The organism is Cupriavidus sp. GW822-FHT03E04 (assembly GCF_058801495.1).
The window spans coordinates 32,946-47,974 of sequence record NZ_JBXANI010000023.1; the positions used below are offsets into that span (position 1 = coordinate 32,946).

14 protein-coding genes are annotated in these 15,029 nt (G+C 64.5%); all 14 read left to right on the forward strand.

The genetic code is table 11. From position 1 onward, the window contains the following. Window positions 1-933 precede the first annotated feature (933 nt). Window positions 934-1,941, forward strand: coding sequence for a sigma-54 interaction domain-containing protein (locus tag AC1RQC_RS29105; protein WP_492808874.1), 1,008 nt, complete (start codon window positions 934-936; stop codon window positions 1,939-1,941). 318 nt (window positions 1,942-2,259) lie between these two features. Beyond that, window positions 2,260-3,774 carry a porin gene (locus AC1RQC_RS29110; protein ID WP_492808875.1) on the forward strand — a complete coding sequence of 505 codons (1,515 nt, stop codon included), beginning with the start codon at window positions 2,260-2,262 and terminating at the stop codon, window positions 3,772-3,774. 76 nt (window positions 3,775-3,850) lie between these two features. Then, window positions 3,851-4,924 carry an ABC transporter substrate-binding protein gene (locus tag AC1RQC_RS29115; RefSeq protein WP_492808877.1) on the forward strand — a complete coding sequence of 358 codons (1,074 nt, stop codon included), beginning with the start codon at window positions 3,851-3,853 and terminating at the stop codon, window positions 4,922-4,924. Window positions 4,925-4,951: 27 nt separating this feature from the next. After that, the gene (locus tag AC1RQC_RS29120; protein WP_492885397.1) at window positions 4,952-5,833 is read left to right on the forward strand and encodes an ABC transporter permease; all 882 of its coding nucleotides are present in this window, start codon (window positions 4,952-4,954) and stop codon (window positions 5,831-5,833) included. Between the two features lie 10 nt (window positions 5,834-5,843). After that, a complete protein-coding gene (locus AC1RQC_RS29125) occupies window positions 5,844-6,635 on the forward strand; it encodes an ABC transporter permease (RefSeq protein ID WP_492808881.1) in 792 nt (263 codons plus the stop codon). Beyond that, complete coding sequence (locus AC1RQC_RS29130) at window positions 6,632-7,726, forward strand: ABC transporter substrate-binding protein (protein WP_492885399.1); 1,095 nt, start codon at window positions 6,632-6,634, stop codon at window positions 7,724-7,726. Before AC1RQC_RS29125 ends, AC1RQC_RS29130 begins: the two co-directional genes overlap by 4 nt. Window positions 7,727-7,793: 67 nt before the next feature. After that, window positions 7,794-8,657 (forward strand): ABC transporter permease, encoded by an 864-nt coding sequence (locus tag AC1RQC_RS29135; protein WP_492885483.1) that lies wholly within the window; start codon window positions 7,794-7,796, stop codon window positions 8,655-8,657. Window positions 8,658-8,667: 10 nt separating this feature from the next. Continuing rightward, the gene (locus AC1RQC_RS29140) at window positions 8,668-9,513 is read left to right on the forward strand and encodes an ABC transporter permease (RefSeq protein WP_492808884.1); all 846 of its coding nucleotides are present in this window, start codon (window positions 8,668-8,670) and stop codon (window positions 9,511-9,513) included. Between the two features lie 37 nt (window positions 9,514-9,550). Next, window positions 9,551-10,372: an ABC transporter ATP-binding protein gene (locus AC1RQC_RS29145; protein ID WP_492808885.1), complete on the forward strand. Its 822-nt coding sequence runs from the start codon at window positions 9,551-9,553 to the stop codon at window positions 10,370-10,372. Window positions 10,373-10,401: 29 nt separating this feature from the next. Beyond that, a complete protein-coding gene (locus AC1RQC_RS29150; RefSeq protein WP_492808887.1) occupies window positions 10,402-11,238 on the forward strand; it encodes an NADPH-dependent oxidoreductase in 837 nt (278 codons plus the stop codon). Between the two features lie 27 nt (window positions 11,239-11,265). Then, complete coding sequence (locus tag AC1RQC_RS29155) at window positions 11,266-12,192, forward strand: LLM class flavin-dependent oxidoreductase (RefSeq protein WP_492808889.1); 927 nt, start codon at window positions 11,266-11,268, stop codon at window positions 12,190-12,192. A 25-nt stretch (window positions 12,193-12,217) separates the two neighbouring features. Beyond that, on the forward strand, window positions 12,218-13,309 hold the full coding sequence (locus AC1RQC_RS29160; protein ID WP_492808891.1) for an LLM class flavin-dependent oxidoreductase: 1,092 nt from the start codon (window positions 12,218-12,220) through the stop codon (window positions 13,307-13,309). Window positions 13,310-13,371: 62 nt separating this feature from the next. Further along, window positions 13,372-14,343 (forward strand): aldo/keto reductase, encoded by a 972-nt coding sequence (locus AC1RQC_RS29165; RefSeq protein WP_492808892.1) that lies wholly within the window; start codon window positions 13,372-13,374, stop codon window positions 14,341-14,343. Continuing rightward, window positions 14,340-14,990: a hypothetical protein gene (locus tag AC1RQC_RS29170; RefSeq protein WP_492808894.1), complete on the forward strand. Its 651-nt coding sequence runs from the start codon at window positions 14,340-14,342 to the stop codon at window positions 14,988-14,990. The genes AC1RQC_RS29165 and AC1RQC_RS29170 overlap by 4 nt, the downstream gene beginning before the upstream one ends. Window positions 14,991-15,029 lie beyond the last annotated feature (39 nt).

The following is a 15,029-nucleotide window of genomic DNA, read 5'->3' on the forward strand; positions in this document are numbered from 1 at the left end:
CGGTGCAAAGGGCCCACTGGCCGGAAATTGATGGTGGGGGAGGAGCCATTTCGCGTCCACGTAGGGGTCGGTGTCGATGCGTGTCAGGTCGAGCATCTGGCGAAATCCGGCAGTGCCGACTTGTCCAACGTCTGGCCTGGGAATATCGGCGTGCGATGCGCCTGCAACAGTTGCCGGATCTGCAGGATCGGTGCCGTATCCAGCGGCCGTTTGGCGTCCAGTCCGTGACGAAGGCGCGGAGCTCGCGCCCAGTGGTGCGGGTTCCGAGCTGCCCTGCTACACGGGCACATGATCATGGCTCGCTTACGTGGGAGCACTCGGTGCTCTCCGATAGATGGTCATCTTGGCAGATTTCGGTGGTTGGTGGGGAAGTCCGTTCCCTTGCTGGGCGTGGTGGCTACCGTACGTGTGAGCAAGGCGCGTTCCAGCAGTCAACTCCAGTGCCCAGCGCGCCCCGCCGAGAGACTACTGCGCGCAGTACAGACGCGGCGACTGCTGCAGATGCGGTAGCAACGCGGCTCGAGACGGCGGGGCTCGCCGATGGGCCTACGGAACGTTCCTCGGTATAGCGCTTGCGGCTTCCTGACACTGCGCGAATATTCATATGTCAAATGGGTTGTGAAACTTTGCGACAAAACGACCACAATGGCGATGGACCGTTTCCAGGGAGCACTCCGATGCCCATGCCGCAACGTTGTCGATGACCGTCGTGTCGCGCAGCCAACATCCCTTTGGCCTACGCGGCTCGCATGGAGGATGCCGCGTGCACGTCATCACTGTTAACCGTCCGGACAGAATCAGAGGTAGGGCAGGAAAAGAATGAGCGAATATCATCCCGATCGGCATGGAACGGCGCGAGGCGTCGCCCAGAACAAATTGCTGAAGTTCGCCAAGCCGGAGGAAATGGCCCTGTCGATCCGAGCCAAGGCGCTGGTGTTCAACGATCCGGTATCCGAGCAACTGCTGGCGCACGTAGAGCGCGTTGGTGCCAGTGATGTCACCACGCTGATCGTTGGCGAGACCGGCACCGGCAAGGAACTTGTGGCTCGCCATATCCATGAGTGCAGCGGGCGCGCCGGGCCGTTCGTCGCCGTGAATTGCGGTGCCTTCAGCGAGGCGTTGGTCGACGCCGAACTGTTCGGGCATGAAAGCGGCGCCTTCACAGGCGCCACGCATGCGCGCCAGGGCTGGTTCGAGGCCGCCAATGGCGGCACGCTGTTCCTCGACGAAATCGGCGATATGCCGCTCGCGCTGCAGGTGAAGCTGCTCCGCGTGCTGCAGGAGCGGCAGGTGGTGCGCATCGGAGCGCGCGCGCCGGTTCCCGTCAATGTGCGGCTGATTGCCGCGACCAATGTCGATTTAATGAAGGCGGTGCAGGCGGGGAATTTCCGCATGGATCTGTTCTACCGGCTCAATGTGGCACCGGTGAAGTTGCCGCCGTTGCGCGAGCGGCGCGGCGACATCATGCCGCTGGCTCGCTATTTCGCGGAGACATACGGACGCAAGCTGAGCCTGCCGGAGGTGTCCATATCCGTGCCGGCAGAGCAATCGCTGTTGCGCTACGACTGGCCTGGGAATATTCGTGAACTGGAGAACGTCGTGCACTACGCGCTGATCATCAGCCGCACCGGGTGCATCGAAAGTGCAGACCTGCGCTTGCCGGAGCAGATCGCGCGGGAAGCGCTGGCGCCACGAATGCGCGATGTCGGGCCGGAGGTGCTGATGGAGTCGATGCAGGAGATTCTGCGGCAATTGCTGGAGCAGAAGCATCCGCGCTTGCATGAGGTCGTCGAACGGGCGCTAGTAACAGTTGCCTATGATCATTGCGGGGGAAATCAGGTGCGCGCAGCACGTAGTCTGGATATCTCACGCAATGTCCTGCGCGCGCAACTCAAGCGCTTCGGCCTGCTTGGAGAGTCTTTCATGGTTTCGGTGGACTAGGAGAAAATTGCTGACCATCGTCAGTCGCATGATGCACTACAACGAAGAACGGGCCCGCTTATGCGGGCCTTTGTTCTTTGCAAATTCAATGTTCTTCTCTATTGCTGCGTGGGCAACACCGAGAGCAAGGCCCTTGTTGTCTTGCTAACAGGTCAACAGGAAATCGCTGCGTTATCTCCTTGAAAAGTGGGTTTTCGGCATGGCATGGATTTCGCAATTAGAAATCGGAAAGTCTGCGACAGACCTCACTTAGGGCGCCATTCACGTCAACCACGCATTGCGGTGCACACGCTTTGCGAATAATTCATGGAACATGTCGTGCATCATTCCAAAACAAGACGAGCCAATTACCTGCTGGGGGCGGGCCTATTGGCGATAGCCGGGCATTGCGCTGCGGCGGCACCCAGTACGGAGCAGTTGCAAAAGGAAGTCGAAGAACTGAAAGCCGCGGTACAGAGCCTCAGGCAAGAACTGGCGGCATCCAGGCCAAAGCCCGTGGTGGCAGGCAATCCCGCGTTGACTGCCGAACACGTCACGGTAGCCCCGCAGACACCAACGGCTGCGTCGACGGCCCCTGAAGGCGACTACGCCACCAAGGCCGATATCGATGGCATTCGCGGTGATCTTGAAAACTACAAATACGAGCAGACCCGCAGCCGCGAAACCAGGACCGCGCTGACCACACGCGGCACTACCATCGGCGGCACGGTGGCCGTGCGCGGCAGCTACTTCAACCCGGGCGCTACCGGCTCTTCCACACCGGGCGCCAAGGCACGCAGTAGCAGCTTCGATATCGCCTCTGCGCAATTGAATCTCAGCGGCAGCCTGTACAGGGACTACGCGGAAGGGCGCAACCTGACTTATCGGCTGGCGCTGGCCTACGCGCAGAATGTCAGCTCGGGCCTGACCACCACCGCGCAGAGCAGCGGTAGCCAGTTCAACCTGACCGATGCCTACCTCGACTACAGCTTTCTGCCGACCACAACCGGGTTGGAGGAGGACAAGCTGACGGTGCGCTTCGGCCAGCAGCAGATCCCGTTCGGCCTGGAAGCGCAGACCAGCGAGGAACTGCGGCCCGTGATCAACAACGCGCAGTTCGTCAACGCGCTCGGCGTGGGTACACGGCAGATCGGCGTGGTCTTCCGTGGCGACTACAACTCCTATGTGGACTACGGCTTCAACTACCGAGCGCCGCTGGTCGAATACGCCTTTGGCGTGTTCAACGGCAATGGCCCCAACAAGGCGGATGACAACAGCGCGAAGGACTTTATCGGACGTCTCGCCTTTACGCTGCCGGTCGACTACAACAGCGTATTCCGTGAACTGAAACTCGGCGTTTCCTACCTCAAGGGCTCTGGCAACCTGACGCGCACCGTTGGCACCACGACCACCACGGTAGCGAGCAACAACTTCACCCGTCGCGGTCTCGATCTCTACTACAACCACAACCCGTACGGCATCACCTACGAATACGCCGATGGCGAAACCGAGTTGCTGGCGGGATCCACTGGTACCGGCAAATCCACTATCAAGTCGCGCGGCCAGTACGTGACGCTGTACTACCAGTGGGGCGAACAGTTTCTGCGTAGCTACCGCGGCCAGGCCAAGTACGACGATTGGTGGCCCAAGACATACCAGGCCTTCTTGCGCTACGACCTTTACGACCCCAATACGGCGGTGGGGAACGACCAGATCAAGGTGGCCACGCTGGGCCTGAACGTGTTCTTCGCCGAAACCACCAAGTTGCAGCTCAACCTGCTGAGGACTTTTTACCAGGACCCATCCATGAAGAATTCCACCGCCGTGCTGGCGCAGTTCCAGTATGGGTTCTGATTGTGCTTGCCCCTGTTTTCCGCGCCAACTGCATTTACCGTATCAACCTCCTTACCGCTATTCGAAGGACTCGATCATGAAACGACTCTTTGCCCTGCTGGGCCTCTTCATTGCCTTTTTCACGGTGCTGCCTGCCGTGCAGGCGCAAGAGAAGCCGTCCGTTATCCGCATTGCCGTGCCTGGTGCGGGAACCGGCGGCAGGCCGCTGACCACGGGCTTGCTGGCCACGCTGCACCAGACCGGCGCGTTCGAGGAGGAATTCAAGAAGGATGGCATCCAGGTGAAATGGGTGTTCTTTCCTTCCGCCGGTCCGGGAGTCAACGAAGCCTTCGCCAATGGCTTGGTCGATTTCTCTGGCCATGGTGACCTGCCCCTGATCGTGGGTCGCGCCACCGGCCTGAAGCACCACATCATCGCCAGCTATGGCCGTGGAGGCAACCAGTACCTGGTGGTGCCATCCGATTCGTCCGCCAAGTCGCTGGCGGACCTCAAGGGCAAGCGCCTGGCGGTCTTCAAGGGCACCGCCGGTCAGCTCACGCTGAACCGCGTGCTGGCTCGCGCCGGCTTTAGCGAGAAGGATTTCAAGGTGGTCAATATGGACAATGACACCACCAAGGCCGCGCTGGCGACCAAGGATATCGACGGCACCATCAGCGCCGCACCGTTTGACCTGGAAGCGCGGGGCGTGGCACGCATCCTAGAGACCTATGTGGATGATCCCACGCTGACTTCGCCGAGCACCTTCTGGGTGTCTGAGGAGTTCGAGAAGAAGTATCCGCAAATCGTGCAGCGCGTCGTCACCCGGCTGTACCGCACGGCGGCCTGGGCTGGCGACGAGAAGAACCGCGACGGGCAGTTCCAGATATGGGCCAAGGCAGGATCGACCCCGTACATCGATTTCAAGCGTAGCTGGGATGGCCAGTTGCTCAAGGACAGGCTTTCGCCGCTGCTCGACGAGTACTACGTGGCCGCCATCAGGAAGGCCATTGGCGAAGCCAAGGAATTCAAGCTGACGCGGCGCGAGGTGTCCATCGAAGGCTGGATCGAGCCTAAGTACCAGGAGGTCGCACTCAAGGAGCTTGGCCTGCAGACCTATTGGGCGGCCTGGCCTGCTGGCGGCAAGGCCAGCACCAGCACCGCGGCAAGATGATCGCGCGGCGCAACCGGGAGCATGCCGATGAGTGAGCTATTGCGTGAAGCGCATCCCGCCGCAATGGGCGGCTTGCGCGATCTGCGCGGCGCGCACCGTGCCCCCGCATTTTCCTGGCCCGGATTCCACCGTCTGGCAGTGCCGCTGCTGGCTAGGGTCGCCTATGGCGTGGCTGGGCTGGTCCTGCCGCTACTGCTGCTCGGCTTGTGGCAACTCGGCGTGACACGGCACTGGTTGCCTGAGCAGATTCTTCCTGCGCCTGCACTGGTGTGGCGGTCCGCCGTGGAACTCTGGCAGGGCGGCGAGTTGCAGAAACACCTACTGGTGAGCCTGTCGCGGGTGGGCTGGAGTTGCTTGATCGGCGGATTCGCAGGGCTGCTACTGGGGGGGGCCATGGGCCTTTCGCGGTCAGTGCGGGCCTATCTTTATCCCACCTTCGAGGTCGTGTCGCAGTTTCCGGTGATCGGCTGGATTCCATTGCTGATCATCTTCGTGGGCATCGACGAGGGTCTGAAGATCTCGGCGATCTCGCTGGCAGTGGTGGTGCCGGTGACTGTCAACACCTACAAGGGCATCGCCAATATCCCGCGCGCGTGGCTGGAAGTGGGGCAGGTGTGTCGCTTCAGCCGTGCCCAGGTGCTGCGGTTGGTGGTGCTGCCGGCGGCCGCGCCCAGTCTGTTCAACGGCATCCGTCAGGGCGTGATGCAGGCCTGGCTGTCGCTGGTGTTCGTCGAGTTGCTGGCATCCAGCGAGGGCATCGGGTACCTGATGGTGTGGGGCCGGCAATTGCTGCAACTGGATGTGGTGGTGGTCGGCATGCTGACGATCGGTATGGTCGGGGTGACGCTGGACTTGTCGCTGCGCGGGGTGGAAGCGCGGCTGCAGGGATGGCGGCGCGGAGCATTCTGAGGAGAGGACGATGACTTCATTCGATTCATTGTGGCGCGGGCTGGCAACACGCGACTGGCGCGGGATGGTGCTGCCGGCGCTGATACTGGGTGCCTGGTGGGCGACCACCACCTTCGGCTGGGTGGACACGCGCCTGATCGTGCCGCCGGACTACGTTGCGCGGGTTGCGTGGCACTCGTTGACGCAGGGCGCTTTCTATCGTGGTGTGGCCGCAAGTTTGCTGCGTGACCTTGGCGGTTTCGGCCTGGGCACGCTAGCGGGGGTGGGGCTAGGCGTTTTGCTGGGGGTGTCGCGCTGGGCCGAGCGGCTGATCGGGCCGAGCTTCCATACGCTCAAGCAGATATCGCTGTTTGCCTGGCTGCCGCTGCTGACCGCGTGGCTGGGCACCGGTGAACTCTCCAAGTTGACCTTCATTGCACTGTCTGCCTTCTACCCGGTGGTACTGGGTACCTTCGAAGGCGTACGCGCGGTCACGCGGGCTCAGGCAGAGGTGGCTCGGGTCTACCGCTTTACGCGCCTGCAACTGCTGCTGCGCCTGGTGCTGCCCGCCGCCGCGCCGCAAATCCTGGCAGGCATCCACCTGGGCCTGATCTACGCCTGGGTGGCCACCATTGGTGCCGAATTCCTGCTGGCGAATTTTGGCGAGGGGCTGGGCAATATCGTGATACGCGGCAGGGCAGCATTCAATGTCGAACTTGTGGTCTTCGGCATGCTGGCGATCGGCCTGGTCGGGACTGGCTTCAACCTGGCCGCGCGGCGGCTTGAGCGGCGCGTGCTGCGCTGGCGGGGGGGCCAGGGATGAATGCCGTGATCCGGTTGATTAGCGCGTGCGCGCGCGGGCTGTTGGCGTTGGCGTTCAGCACTGTGCCGCTTGGCACTGTCCGGGCCGAGGCGGTTCCCGCGGCAGTGCGCATTGGCGTGGCTGCGCCAGCGCCGGGCAACCCGCCGGTGTTTACCTCGGGCGCTGTGGGGCTGGCATACACCAAGGGTTGGGTCCAGGAAGCCTTTGCTGGCACGGGAACGCGCGTGGACTTCCATTTCTTCAAGGGTGCGGGCCCGGCCGTCAACGAAGCCTTGACCAACGGCCAGATCGACTTCGCCTTCCAGGGCGACCTGCCGTCCATCATCGGGCGCGCGGGCGGGCTGAAAACGCGCTTGCTGTTGGCCAGCGGCACGCTGGTCAACATCTACCTGGCCGTGCCGCCGGATTCGCCGGTGCGCTCGCTCGCGGATCTGCGCGGCAAGCGCGTGGCCCTATTCAAAGGCACCAACTCGCAATTGCCGATCAACCGGCTGCTCGAAGCCTACGGCTTGAGCGAGCGGGATATTCGCGCGGTCAACCTGGACAACGCATCGGCCAAGGCGGCGCTGGTGACGCGCGACATTGATGCCGTGTTCGGCAGCTATGACCTGCTGCAACTGCGCGATGCTGGCCAGGCACGGATCGTCTACAGCAGCCGCGGCGACTCGCCGGTCTTCACCCGGCAAAGTCATCTGTTGGTGACCGAGAGTTTCGCCGGCCGCTATCCCGACGCTACCCAACGCGTGGTGACGGCAGTGGTGCGGGCCGCGCATTGGGGCTCGGAGGATGCCCACCGCGACGAGACGCTGGCGCTGTGGGCCCGCATGGGCGTGCCGAAGGCGCACCTGTTGGAGGACCTTGGCGGGCGTCCGGTGCGCGAGTGCTTGAGTCCGCTGTTCGATCCCTTCCTGGTAACGCGTTACAAGGATGCCGTCGAGCAAGCGCCGCGCTACCGCCTGACCCGCACCCGTTTCGCGGTCGAACCCTGGATCGACCGGCGCTTCCTCGACCGGGCTCTGGCGGAGTTGAAGCTCGAGCACTACTGGACCGCCAACGACGCCCAAGGCAGGGCGCTGGCGGAAGCGCGCTGATCGCCCCGATCTCATTCCAAAGCAAAGAGGAAATCGCCCCATGTCATCCGTACCCATCCTTGAGCACATGCCGTCGCGGCCGCTTGCCGAGGCAGCCAAGCGGCGCCCGGCGCAAAGCGCGCCGTGGGGCTCGCGCACCTGGCCAAGTCGTGCTGCGCGTTGGTTCAACGGCGCCAGGTTCTGGCGCCTGCTGCTGGCCTGGCCCTTCCCGCTAGTGGTGCTGGCGCTATGGTGGGTCGCGGCGGCCAACGAGTGGGTGCCTTCGCAGATCCTGCCGGCGCCACCGGCAGTGGCCGAGACGTTCCGCGACCTGACGGCCAGCGGCGAGTTGCAGATGCACCTGGCCATCAGCCTGGAACGCGTGGTCTACGGCTTCCTGGTGGGCAGCGCGCTGGGCTTGCTGCTGGGGGTGGGCATGGGGTTGTCTACTGTGATCAAGGAGTACCTCTATCCCACCTTCCGCCTGTTCGCGCAGGTGCCATCGTTGGGCTGGCTGCCCTTGCTGATGATGCTGGTCGGCATCGATGAGGCGCTCAAGATCATCCTGATCGCCAAAGCTGCCTTTGTGCCGGTGACGATGAATACCTTCAAGGGCATCCAGGGCGTGTCGGCCCAGTTTGTCGAAGTGGCACGCGTGTTCCGCTTCAGCCGCTGGCAGCTATTGCGCAAGGTGGTTTTTCCTGCGGCCTTTCCGCCGATCTGGAACGGGGTGCGCTACGGACTCACGCATGCCTGGCTGGCGCTGGTGGCAGTCGAGTTGTTGGCCTCGTCCGAAGGGCTGGGTTTCCTGATGGTCTACGGGCGCCAGTTGTACCAGTTGGACGTGGTGCTGGCCGCGGTGGTGGTGGTCGGCGCGGTGGGGTTCATGCTGGACCGGCTGCTGGCGCTGGTCGAACGCCACCTGTTGCGCTGGCGCCGCGAGAGCTTCTGAGGGGAATGCCATGAAGACTTCGTATCAAGACACCCCGAGCGGCACCCGCGCCTGGCACCGGCAGGCGCGCCGGCAACGCCGCCGCGTGCAATGGCGGCAATTCCGGCGCGGCATCGCCGTGCCGGCTTTGGTCTTCGCCTTGTGGTGGGCGGCCTATGCCTTTCACTGGACTGATTCCAGGCTGTTCGTGCCGCTCGGCGAGGTCTGGGATACCGCGGTGCGCCTGGTGGGCAACGGCTATCTGCAGGCCTCGCTGGCAGCCAGCGTGAACCGGATGCTGCTTGGCTTTGCCATCGGTACCGCCGCCGGATTGGCGTTTGGCACCGCCCTTGCGCTTTCCCGCTTGTTTGAGAACCTGGTCGGCCCGACCCTGCACACCGTCAAGCAAGTTTCGCTGCTGGCGTGGATTCCGCTGATCTCGGTGTGGTTCGGGCTGGGCGATCCGGCCAAGGTGGTATTCCTGTCGCTGGCGGCGTTCTTCCCGATGTTCCTCAATACCTTCGAGGGCATCCGCAGCGTGCCGCGCGAGTTTCTGGAAGTGGCGCGCGTGCTGACCTTCAGCCGCTGGCAATTGTGGCGCCGCGTGGTGCTGCCGGCGGCCTTGCCGTCGATCTTCACCGGCATCTACCTGGCGCTGATCTATTCCTGGCTGGCTACGCTGGGCGCTGAATACCTGCTCAGCGCCGGTGCCGGTATCGGCAACCTGCTGACCGATGGGCGCGAGCATTTCTGGATGGACCAGGTGCTGCTTGGCGTGGTCGTGGTGGGCGCGGTGGGCTTTGCGCTGAACGGAATCGCCGCGCGCCTGGAGGCGCGCCTGCTGCGCTGGCGCGGCAAATCGATTGCGCAGTATTAAACCAGACTGAAAGTCTAAAAAGGCAATAAGGACGCATATGCCACAAGTCGCAACACTGGAGATCAAGGACCTCTCCAAGCAATACCAGGTCAAGGGCGAGCCATTACCCGTGCTTGAACACATCGACCTCACCATCCAGCCGGGTGAGTTCGTCAGCATCGTCGGTTCCAGCGGCTGCGGGAAATCCACGCTGCTGCGGCTGATTATCGGACTTGAGGAGGACTACCAGGGAGAGATCCTGCTGGACGGCAACCGCATCGTCGGCACCAGCCTGGACCGCGGCATCGTGTTCCAGGAGCACCGGCTGTTCCCGTGGCTGACTGTCGAGCAAAACATCAGCCTGGGCTTGCTCAACGCCCGGATTCCGGAATCCGGCAAGCGCAACTCGGTGCAGGAACATATCGAGCTGGTCGGGCTCAAGGGCTTCGAGACCGCCTATCCCTATCAGCTCTCGGGCGGCATGTCGCAGCGCGTGGCGATCGCGCGCGCGCTGGTCAACCGGCCTGAAGTGCTGCTGCTGGACGAGCCATTTGGCGCGCTCGATGCGTTGACCCGGGCCTACCTGCAACAGGAGCTGCAGCGCATCTGGGAGCTGGAGGGAATTACGGCGATCCTGGTGACGCACGACGTCGAGGAGGCTGTCTACCTGGGCGACAGGGTGGTGGTGATGCAGCCGCGCCCCGGGCGCATCAAGCGCATTGTCGACGTTCCGCTGCTGCGCCCGCGGGACCGGGGAAGCTATGCCTTCTCGGCGATCAAGGAAGACGTGATGAGCGAGTTTGCCGACTCGCCGGCGGAAAAGCTGCTGACGGCCGCATTGCCGGAGCCGGCGTTGTCCGACTGGAAATTCGCCTGGTAAGCCGAACGACGAAAAGGAAGAACCTCGCAATGTCGAAACTGTTGAAGCTGCTTGCCACCCGCTATGGCGAGCAAAAGGTGGACGGGGTGAGCAACATGCCTGCGATAGAGGCGCTCAACCCGGTGCTAGAGACCATATTGGCGCATCGCTCGGTGCGCGCCTTCCTGCCGGAGACGTTGCCTGCCGGCACGCTGGAGCTATTGATCGGCGCGGCCCAGTCCGCGCCCAGTTCGTCGAACCTGCAGACGTGGAGCGTGATTGCGATCGAGGACGAGGGCCGGCGCCGCCGCCTGTCCGCGCTGGCCGGAAACCAGGCCCAGGTCCGCGAGGCACCGTTGGTGCTGGCGTGGCTGGCTGACCTGTCGCGCCTGCGCGGTATCGCCGATCACCGGGATGAGCGGGCCGAGGGCTTGCGCTACCTGGATACCTTCCTGATGGCGGTGATCGATGCCGCGTTGGCCGCGCAGAACGTGGTGACCGCGGCCGAGTCGCTCGGTCTGGGCACGGTGTACATCGGCGCCTTTCGCAACCAGCCCGAAGCGGTGGCGCGGGAGCTGAACACAGGCAGCAGCGTGTTCCCCGTATTCGGACTTTGCATTGGCTTTCCCGACCTGGCCCGGCCCGCCGCGGTCAAGCCGCGGCTGTCGCAACGCACCGTGCTGTACCGCGAGCAATACGCGCCGGCGTCCGTGCGCGAGGAGGTTGCCGCCTACGACAAGATCATGAAAGCCTTCTATGGCTCGCAGAAACTGCCATCGGACGCTTGGAGTGTCCATTCGGTGGCCCGCCTGCGCGGCCCGGACAGCCTGAAAGGCCGCGATCGCCTGCGCGAGGCACTGGCCGGCCAGGGCTTCGAGCTGCTATAGCCGCGGCCAACGAGGGGAGGAGACATCTTGAGCCTGGAATTCACTTGGCATGTGCCGTCGCACGGCAGCGCAGCCTTGTACTACAGAGATGCGGCATACCTGATCAACGTCGCCAGGGCGGCGGAGTATGCCGGCTTTCACGGCATCCAGCTGCCGACGGGGCCGGGCAGCCTGGAGCCTTTGCTGGCCGCTGCCCTGCTGGCGCGCCATACTGCGCGGCTGCGCTTCCTGGTGGCCTGCCGGCCGGGCTCGGTGCAGCCGGCCGTGGCGGCGCAAAGCACGCAGACCTTGCAATCGATCTCCGGCAACCGGCTCTTGCTCAATGTGGTCACCGGCGGCAGCCAGGCCGAGCGCCGCGCCTACGGCGACCTGCTCGAGCACGAGGAGCGTCACCAGCGCACGCATGAGTTCCTGCAGGTGCTGCGGCATACGTGGAAGGGCCGGGCGGTCTTTGCCGGGCAATTGCACTTCCACGGGTCATATTTCCGTGTCGAGAACGCCGGCCTGCTCAAGCCGCTGCGTAACCCGCCATCCATCTACCTGGGTGGCTGCTCGGCCCAAGCCGAGCAGGTCGCGGCCGAGCTGGGTGACGTGCACTTGCGCTGGAACGAATCCCACGCGCAGGCTGGCGAACGCATCCGCCGGTTGCGCGAGTTGGCAGCCGGGTTCGGGCGCAGCCTGCGTTTCGCCTATGGCGTGCATGTGATCGCGCGGGAGACCGAACGGCAGGCCACGGACGATGCCGCGCGCTCCCGGCGCGTGCCAGGCACTGCCTTGGTGGGGTCCTACAAGCAGGTCGCGCAGCGGCTGGAGGCGCTGCACGCGCTGGGGCTCGATAGCTTCGTGCTTTCCGCCGAGCCGGAACTCCAGGAGCTGCTTCGCCTTGGGGAGGAAGTCTTGCCATTGCTGCGCAAAAGGCCGCTCGCTACGCCACAGGCCCCGCTTGCCGTCTGAACTGTTCACAAGGAATGCGATTTCCATGAGCATCGAATTCAACTGGTTCCTGCCCACCAGCGGTGATGGCAGGCACCTCGTCAATACTGGGGTGCGCAGCGTACGGCACGGCTCGCGCGGCACGCGCTCGCCCGATATCGACTACCTGGCCAGCGTGGCGCGTACCGCCGAGTACGCCGGCTTCAATGCGGTCATGCTGCCGACCGGCCTGACCGCAGAAGACGGCTGGTTGGTGACGGCTGCGCTGGCGCACGAAACCGCGCGGCTGAAGTTCCTGGTGTCGTTCCGGCCGGGGCTAGAGCTGCCCATGCATCTTGCTCAGAAGGCAGCCACGCTGCAGGTGCTTAGCAACCAGCGACTGCTGTTGCAGGCGGTGGCCGGCGGTAGCAGCACCGAGCAGCGTTCGCTGGGCGATTTTCTTGGCCATGACGCGCGTTACGAGCGCGCGGGAGAGTACCTGCAGGTCTTGCGCGACGCCTTTGGCGGTGTCGGGCAGGTCCACGGAGGCAAGTACTACGTGGTGGATGGCGAGGCACTGGCCGGGACGCTGGCCGGGTTGCCCCCGATCTATTTCGGCGGCGCGTCGGACGCAGCCGAGCGCACCGGCGCCGAACACGCCGATGTGTACCTGATGTGGGGCGAGACGCCGCCCATGCTGGGCGAGCGGCTGACGCGCACCAATGCGCTTGCGGCGCGCCATGGCCGCACCTTGCGTTATGGCTTGCGCATCCACGTGATTGCACGTGAGACAGAGCAACTGGCGTGGAGCGAGGCCGAACGCCTGCTCGGCGAGGTGCCGCCGGAACTGATCGACGTCGCGCAGCGCCAGTTGACGGAATCTGAGTCGGTCGGGCAAGCGCGCATGCGCAGCCTGCATCCCGGGCGCGCGGTGAGCCGGGCGCGCGACCTGGAGATCTACCCGAACATCTGGTCCGGCGTGGGGCTGGTGCGAGGCGGTACCGGCACGGCACTGATCGGTTCCTACCGGCAGGTGGCGCAACGGATCGAAGAGTACATCTCGCTTGGCATTGGCAGCTTTATTTTTTCCGGTTATCCGAACCTGGAAGAAGCGCTGCTGGTGGGGCAAGAGGTGGTGCCGCTGGTGGGGCACGCATGAAGCTACGCGCGGCCAAGGGGGCCGCGCCAGGACTGATCACGAAGCGAAAGGAAACAAGGAAAATGGAATATCGCAGACTGGGGCGTGCCGGGCTGAAGGTGAGCGCGTTGTCGCTGGGCGCATGGGTGACCTACGGTGGCCAGGTGGGGGTGCGCGAAGCGGTGGAGATCCTTGCCGCCGCGCGGGATCATGGCATCAACTTCCTGGACAACGCCGAGAGCTATGCCCAAGGTAAGGCGGAAAGCGTGATGGGAGACGCATTGCGTGAGCTGCGCTGGGCCCGCGAGAACTTCGTCATTGCCACCAAGTTTTATGGCGGCCTCAACGACGGCCCCAACCAGAGGCGCACTCTCAACCGAAAATACCTGCTGGGCGCGATCGACGGCTCGCTGGCCCGGCTTGGCCTGGACTACGTCGACGTGGTCTACGCACACCGGCCGGACCCGGACACCCCGATCGAGGAAACCGTCTGGGCCTTCCACGACATCATCGCGCGTGGCAAGGCACTCTACTGGGGGACGTCCGAGTGGGACGCCGATTCGATCCGCGCAGCCTGGGACTTCGCCGAGCGCGCGCACCTGCACAAGCCGGTCACCGAGCAGCCGCAGTACAACCTGCTGGCGCGCCGGCGCGTCGAACAGGACTACGCGCGGCTTTATGCGGACATCGGCCTGGGCCTGACCACCTGGAGCCCGCTGGCAGGCGGCGTGCTGACGGGCAAGTACACGGAAGGCATTGCGCCGGACAGCCGCGCCGCGCTGAACAGCAACGAACGCCTGCGCGAACGCATTGGCGATGTGGGCGTGCGGCAGGCCGTCGAGGAACTGGCGGGAATCGCCCGTGCGCTGGACTCCACGCCGGGGCAACTGGCGCTGGCCTGGGCCTTGCGCAACCCGCACGTCTCCACTGTTATCACCGGGGCTTCACGGGTGGAGCAACTGCACGACAACCTCGGTGCGCTGGCGCTGCTGCCGCGGCTCGACAGCGAGATCGCGCAGCGCCTGGAAGGGTTGTTTGCCGGGCTGGAGCCATGAGGGCGCGCCCCCTGGCCGGGGCTGTCATGCCAGCGCGCCGCCGGCTTGTGGGCTTGCTAGCCGGGGCCGCGACGGTGTTCGCCACGGCAGGCGCCGCCGCTGGGGCGGCACCTGCGCGCTTACAGGCCGCGGGTTTCAGCGTGGCGGCGCCGGCCGGCGCAGGCTGGAAGGTAGTCCGGCAACGGCGCGACGCCATCGTCTTCGTCGATAACGCCGCCGCCGCGCGTGTCGGCGCGGACGGCGAGCCCTACGCGGTGCTTGCCGGGGCCGTGGTGGTGGATACGGGCAAGCCGCTTCCGCCGATTGCGCAGGAAGTGGTGTTGCTCGAATGGGCCCGGGCCTTGCTGGTGGCGCGCCTGGCCGACCATGGCCACGATCTTGCCGGGCTGGAGGCACAAGCCGCCAGCCTGGGCGGGGCGCGTTGCGTCCAGTACCGCGCAACCCAGGTCGACCGCTTCGCGCCGGATTCTGTCGCGCCGCGCTTCGAGGTTTCCCATCAGGGGTATCTCTGCCTGCCCGCCGGCGCTGCGCCGGTGCAGGCCTTCGTCACCGAGCGTTACCTGCGCGCGCGTGGGGCCCCTGCACTGCGCGCGCCGGTGGAGGAGGGCCTTGCCGCGATTCGCTCGCTCACTTTCGCCCAGCCATGAGGCACGGGGCCGAGGCCGAGGCGCAAGCTACCTCGGCCC

Coding starts and splice junctions, on each gene's coding strand:
- AC1RQC_RS29130 (WP_492885399.1), top strand. CDS start 6,632: ATGAATGCCGTGATCCGGTTGATTAGCGCGTGCGCGCGCGGGCTGTTG.
- AC1RQC_RS29170 (WP_492808894.1), top strand. CDS start 14,340: ATGAGGGCGCGCCCCCTGGCCGGGGCTGTCATGCCAGCGCGCCGCCGG.
- AC1RQC_RS29140 (WP_492808884.1), top strand. CDS start 8,668: ATGAAGACTTCGTATCAAGACACCCCGAGCGGCACCCGCGCCTGGCAC.
- AC1RQC_RS29135 (WP_492885483.1), top strand. CDS start 7,794: ATGCCGTCGCGGCCGCTTGCCGAGGCAGCCAAGCGGCGCCCGGCGCAA.
- AC1RQC_RS29125 (WP_492808881.1), top strand. CDS start 5,844: ATGACTTCATTCGATTCATTGTGGCGCGGGCTGGCAACACGCGACTGG.
- AC1RQC_RS29160 (WP_492808891.1), top strand. CDS start 12,218: ATGAGCATCGAATTCAACTGGTTCCTGCCCACCAGCGGTGATGGCAGG.
- AC1RQC_RS29120 (WP_492885397.1), top strand. CDS start 4,952: ATGAGTGAGCTATTGCGTGAAGCGCATCCCGCCGCAATGGGCGGCTTG.
- AC1RQC_RS29115 (WP_492808877.1), top strand. CDS start 3,851: ATGAAACGACTCTTTGCCCTGCTGGGCCTCTTCATTGCCTTTTTCACG.
- AC1RQC_RS29145 (WP_492808885.1), top strand. CDS start 9,551: ATGCCACAAGTCGCAACACTGGAGATCAAGGACCTCTCCAAGCAATAC.
- AC1RQC_RS29165 (WP_492808892.1), top strand. CDS start 13,372: ATGGAATATCGCAGACTGGGGCGTGCCGGGCTGAAGGTGAGCGCGTTG.
- AC1RQC_RS29150 (WP_492808887.1), top strand. CDS start 10,402: ATGTCGAAACTGTTGAAGCTGCTTGCCACCCGCTATGGCGAGCAAAAG.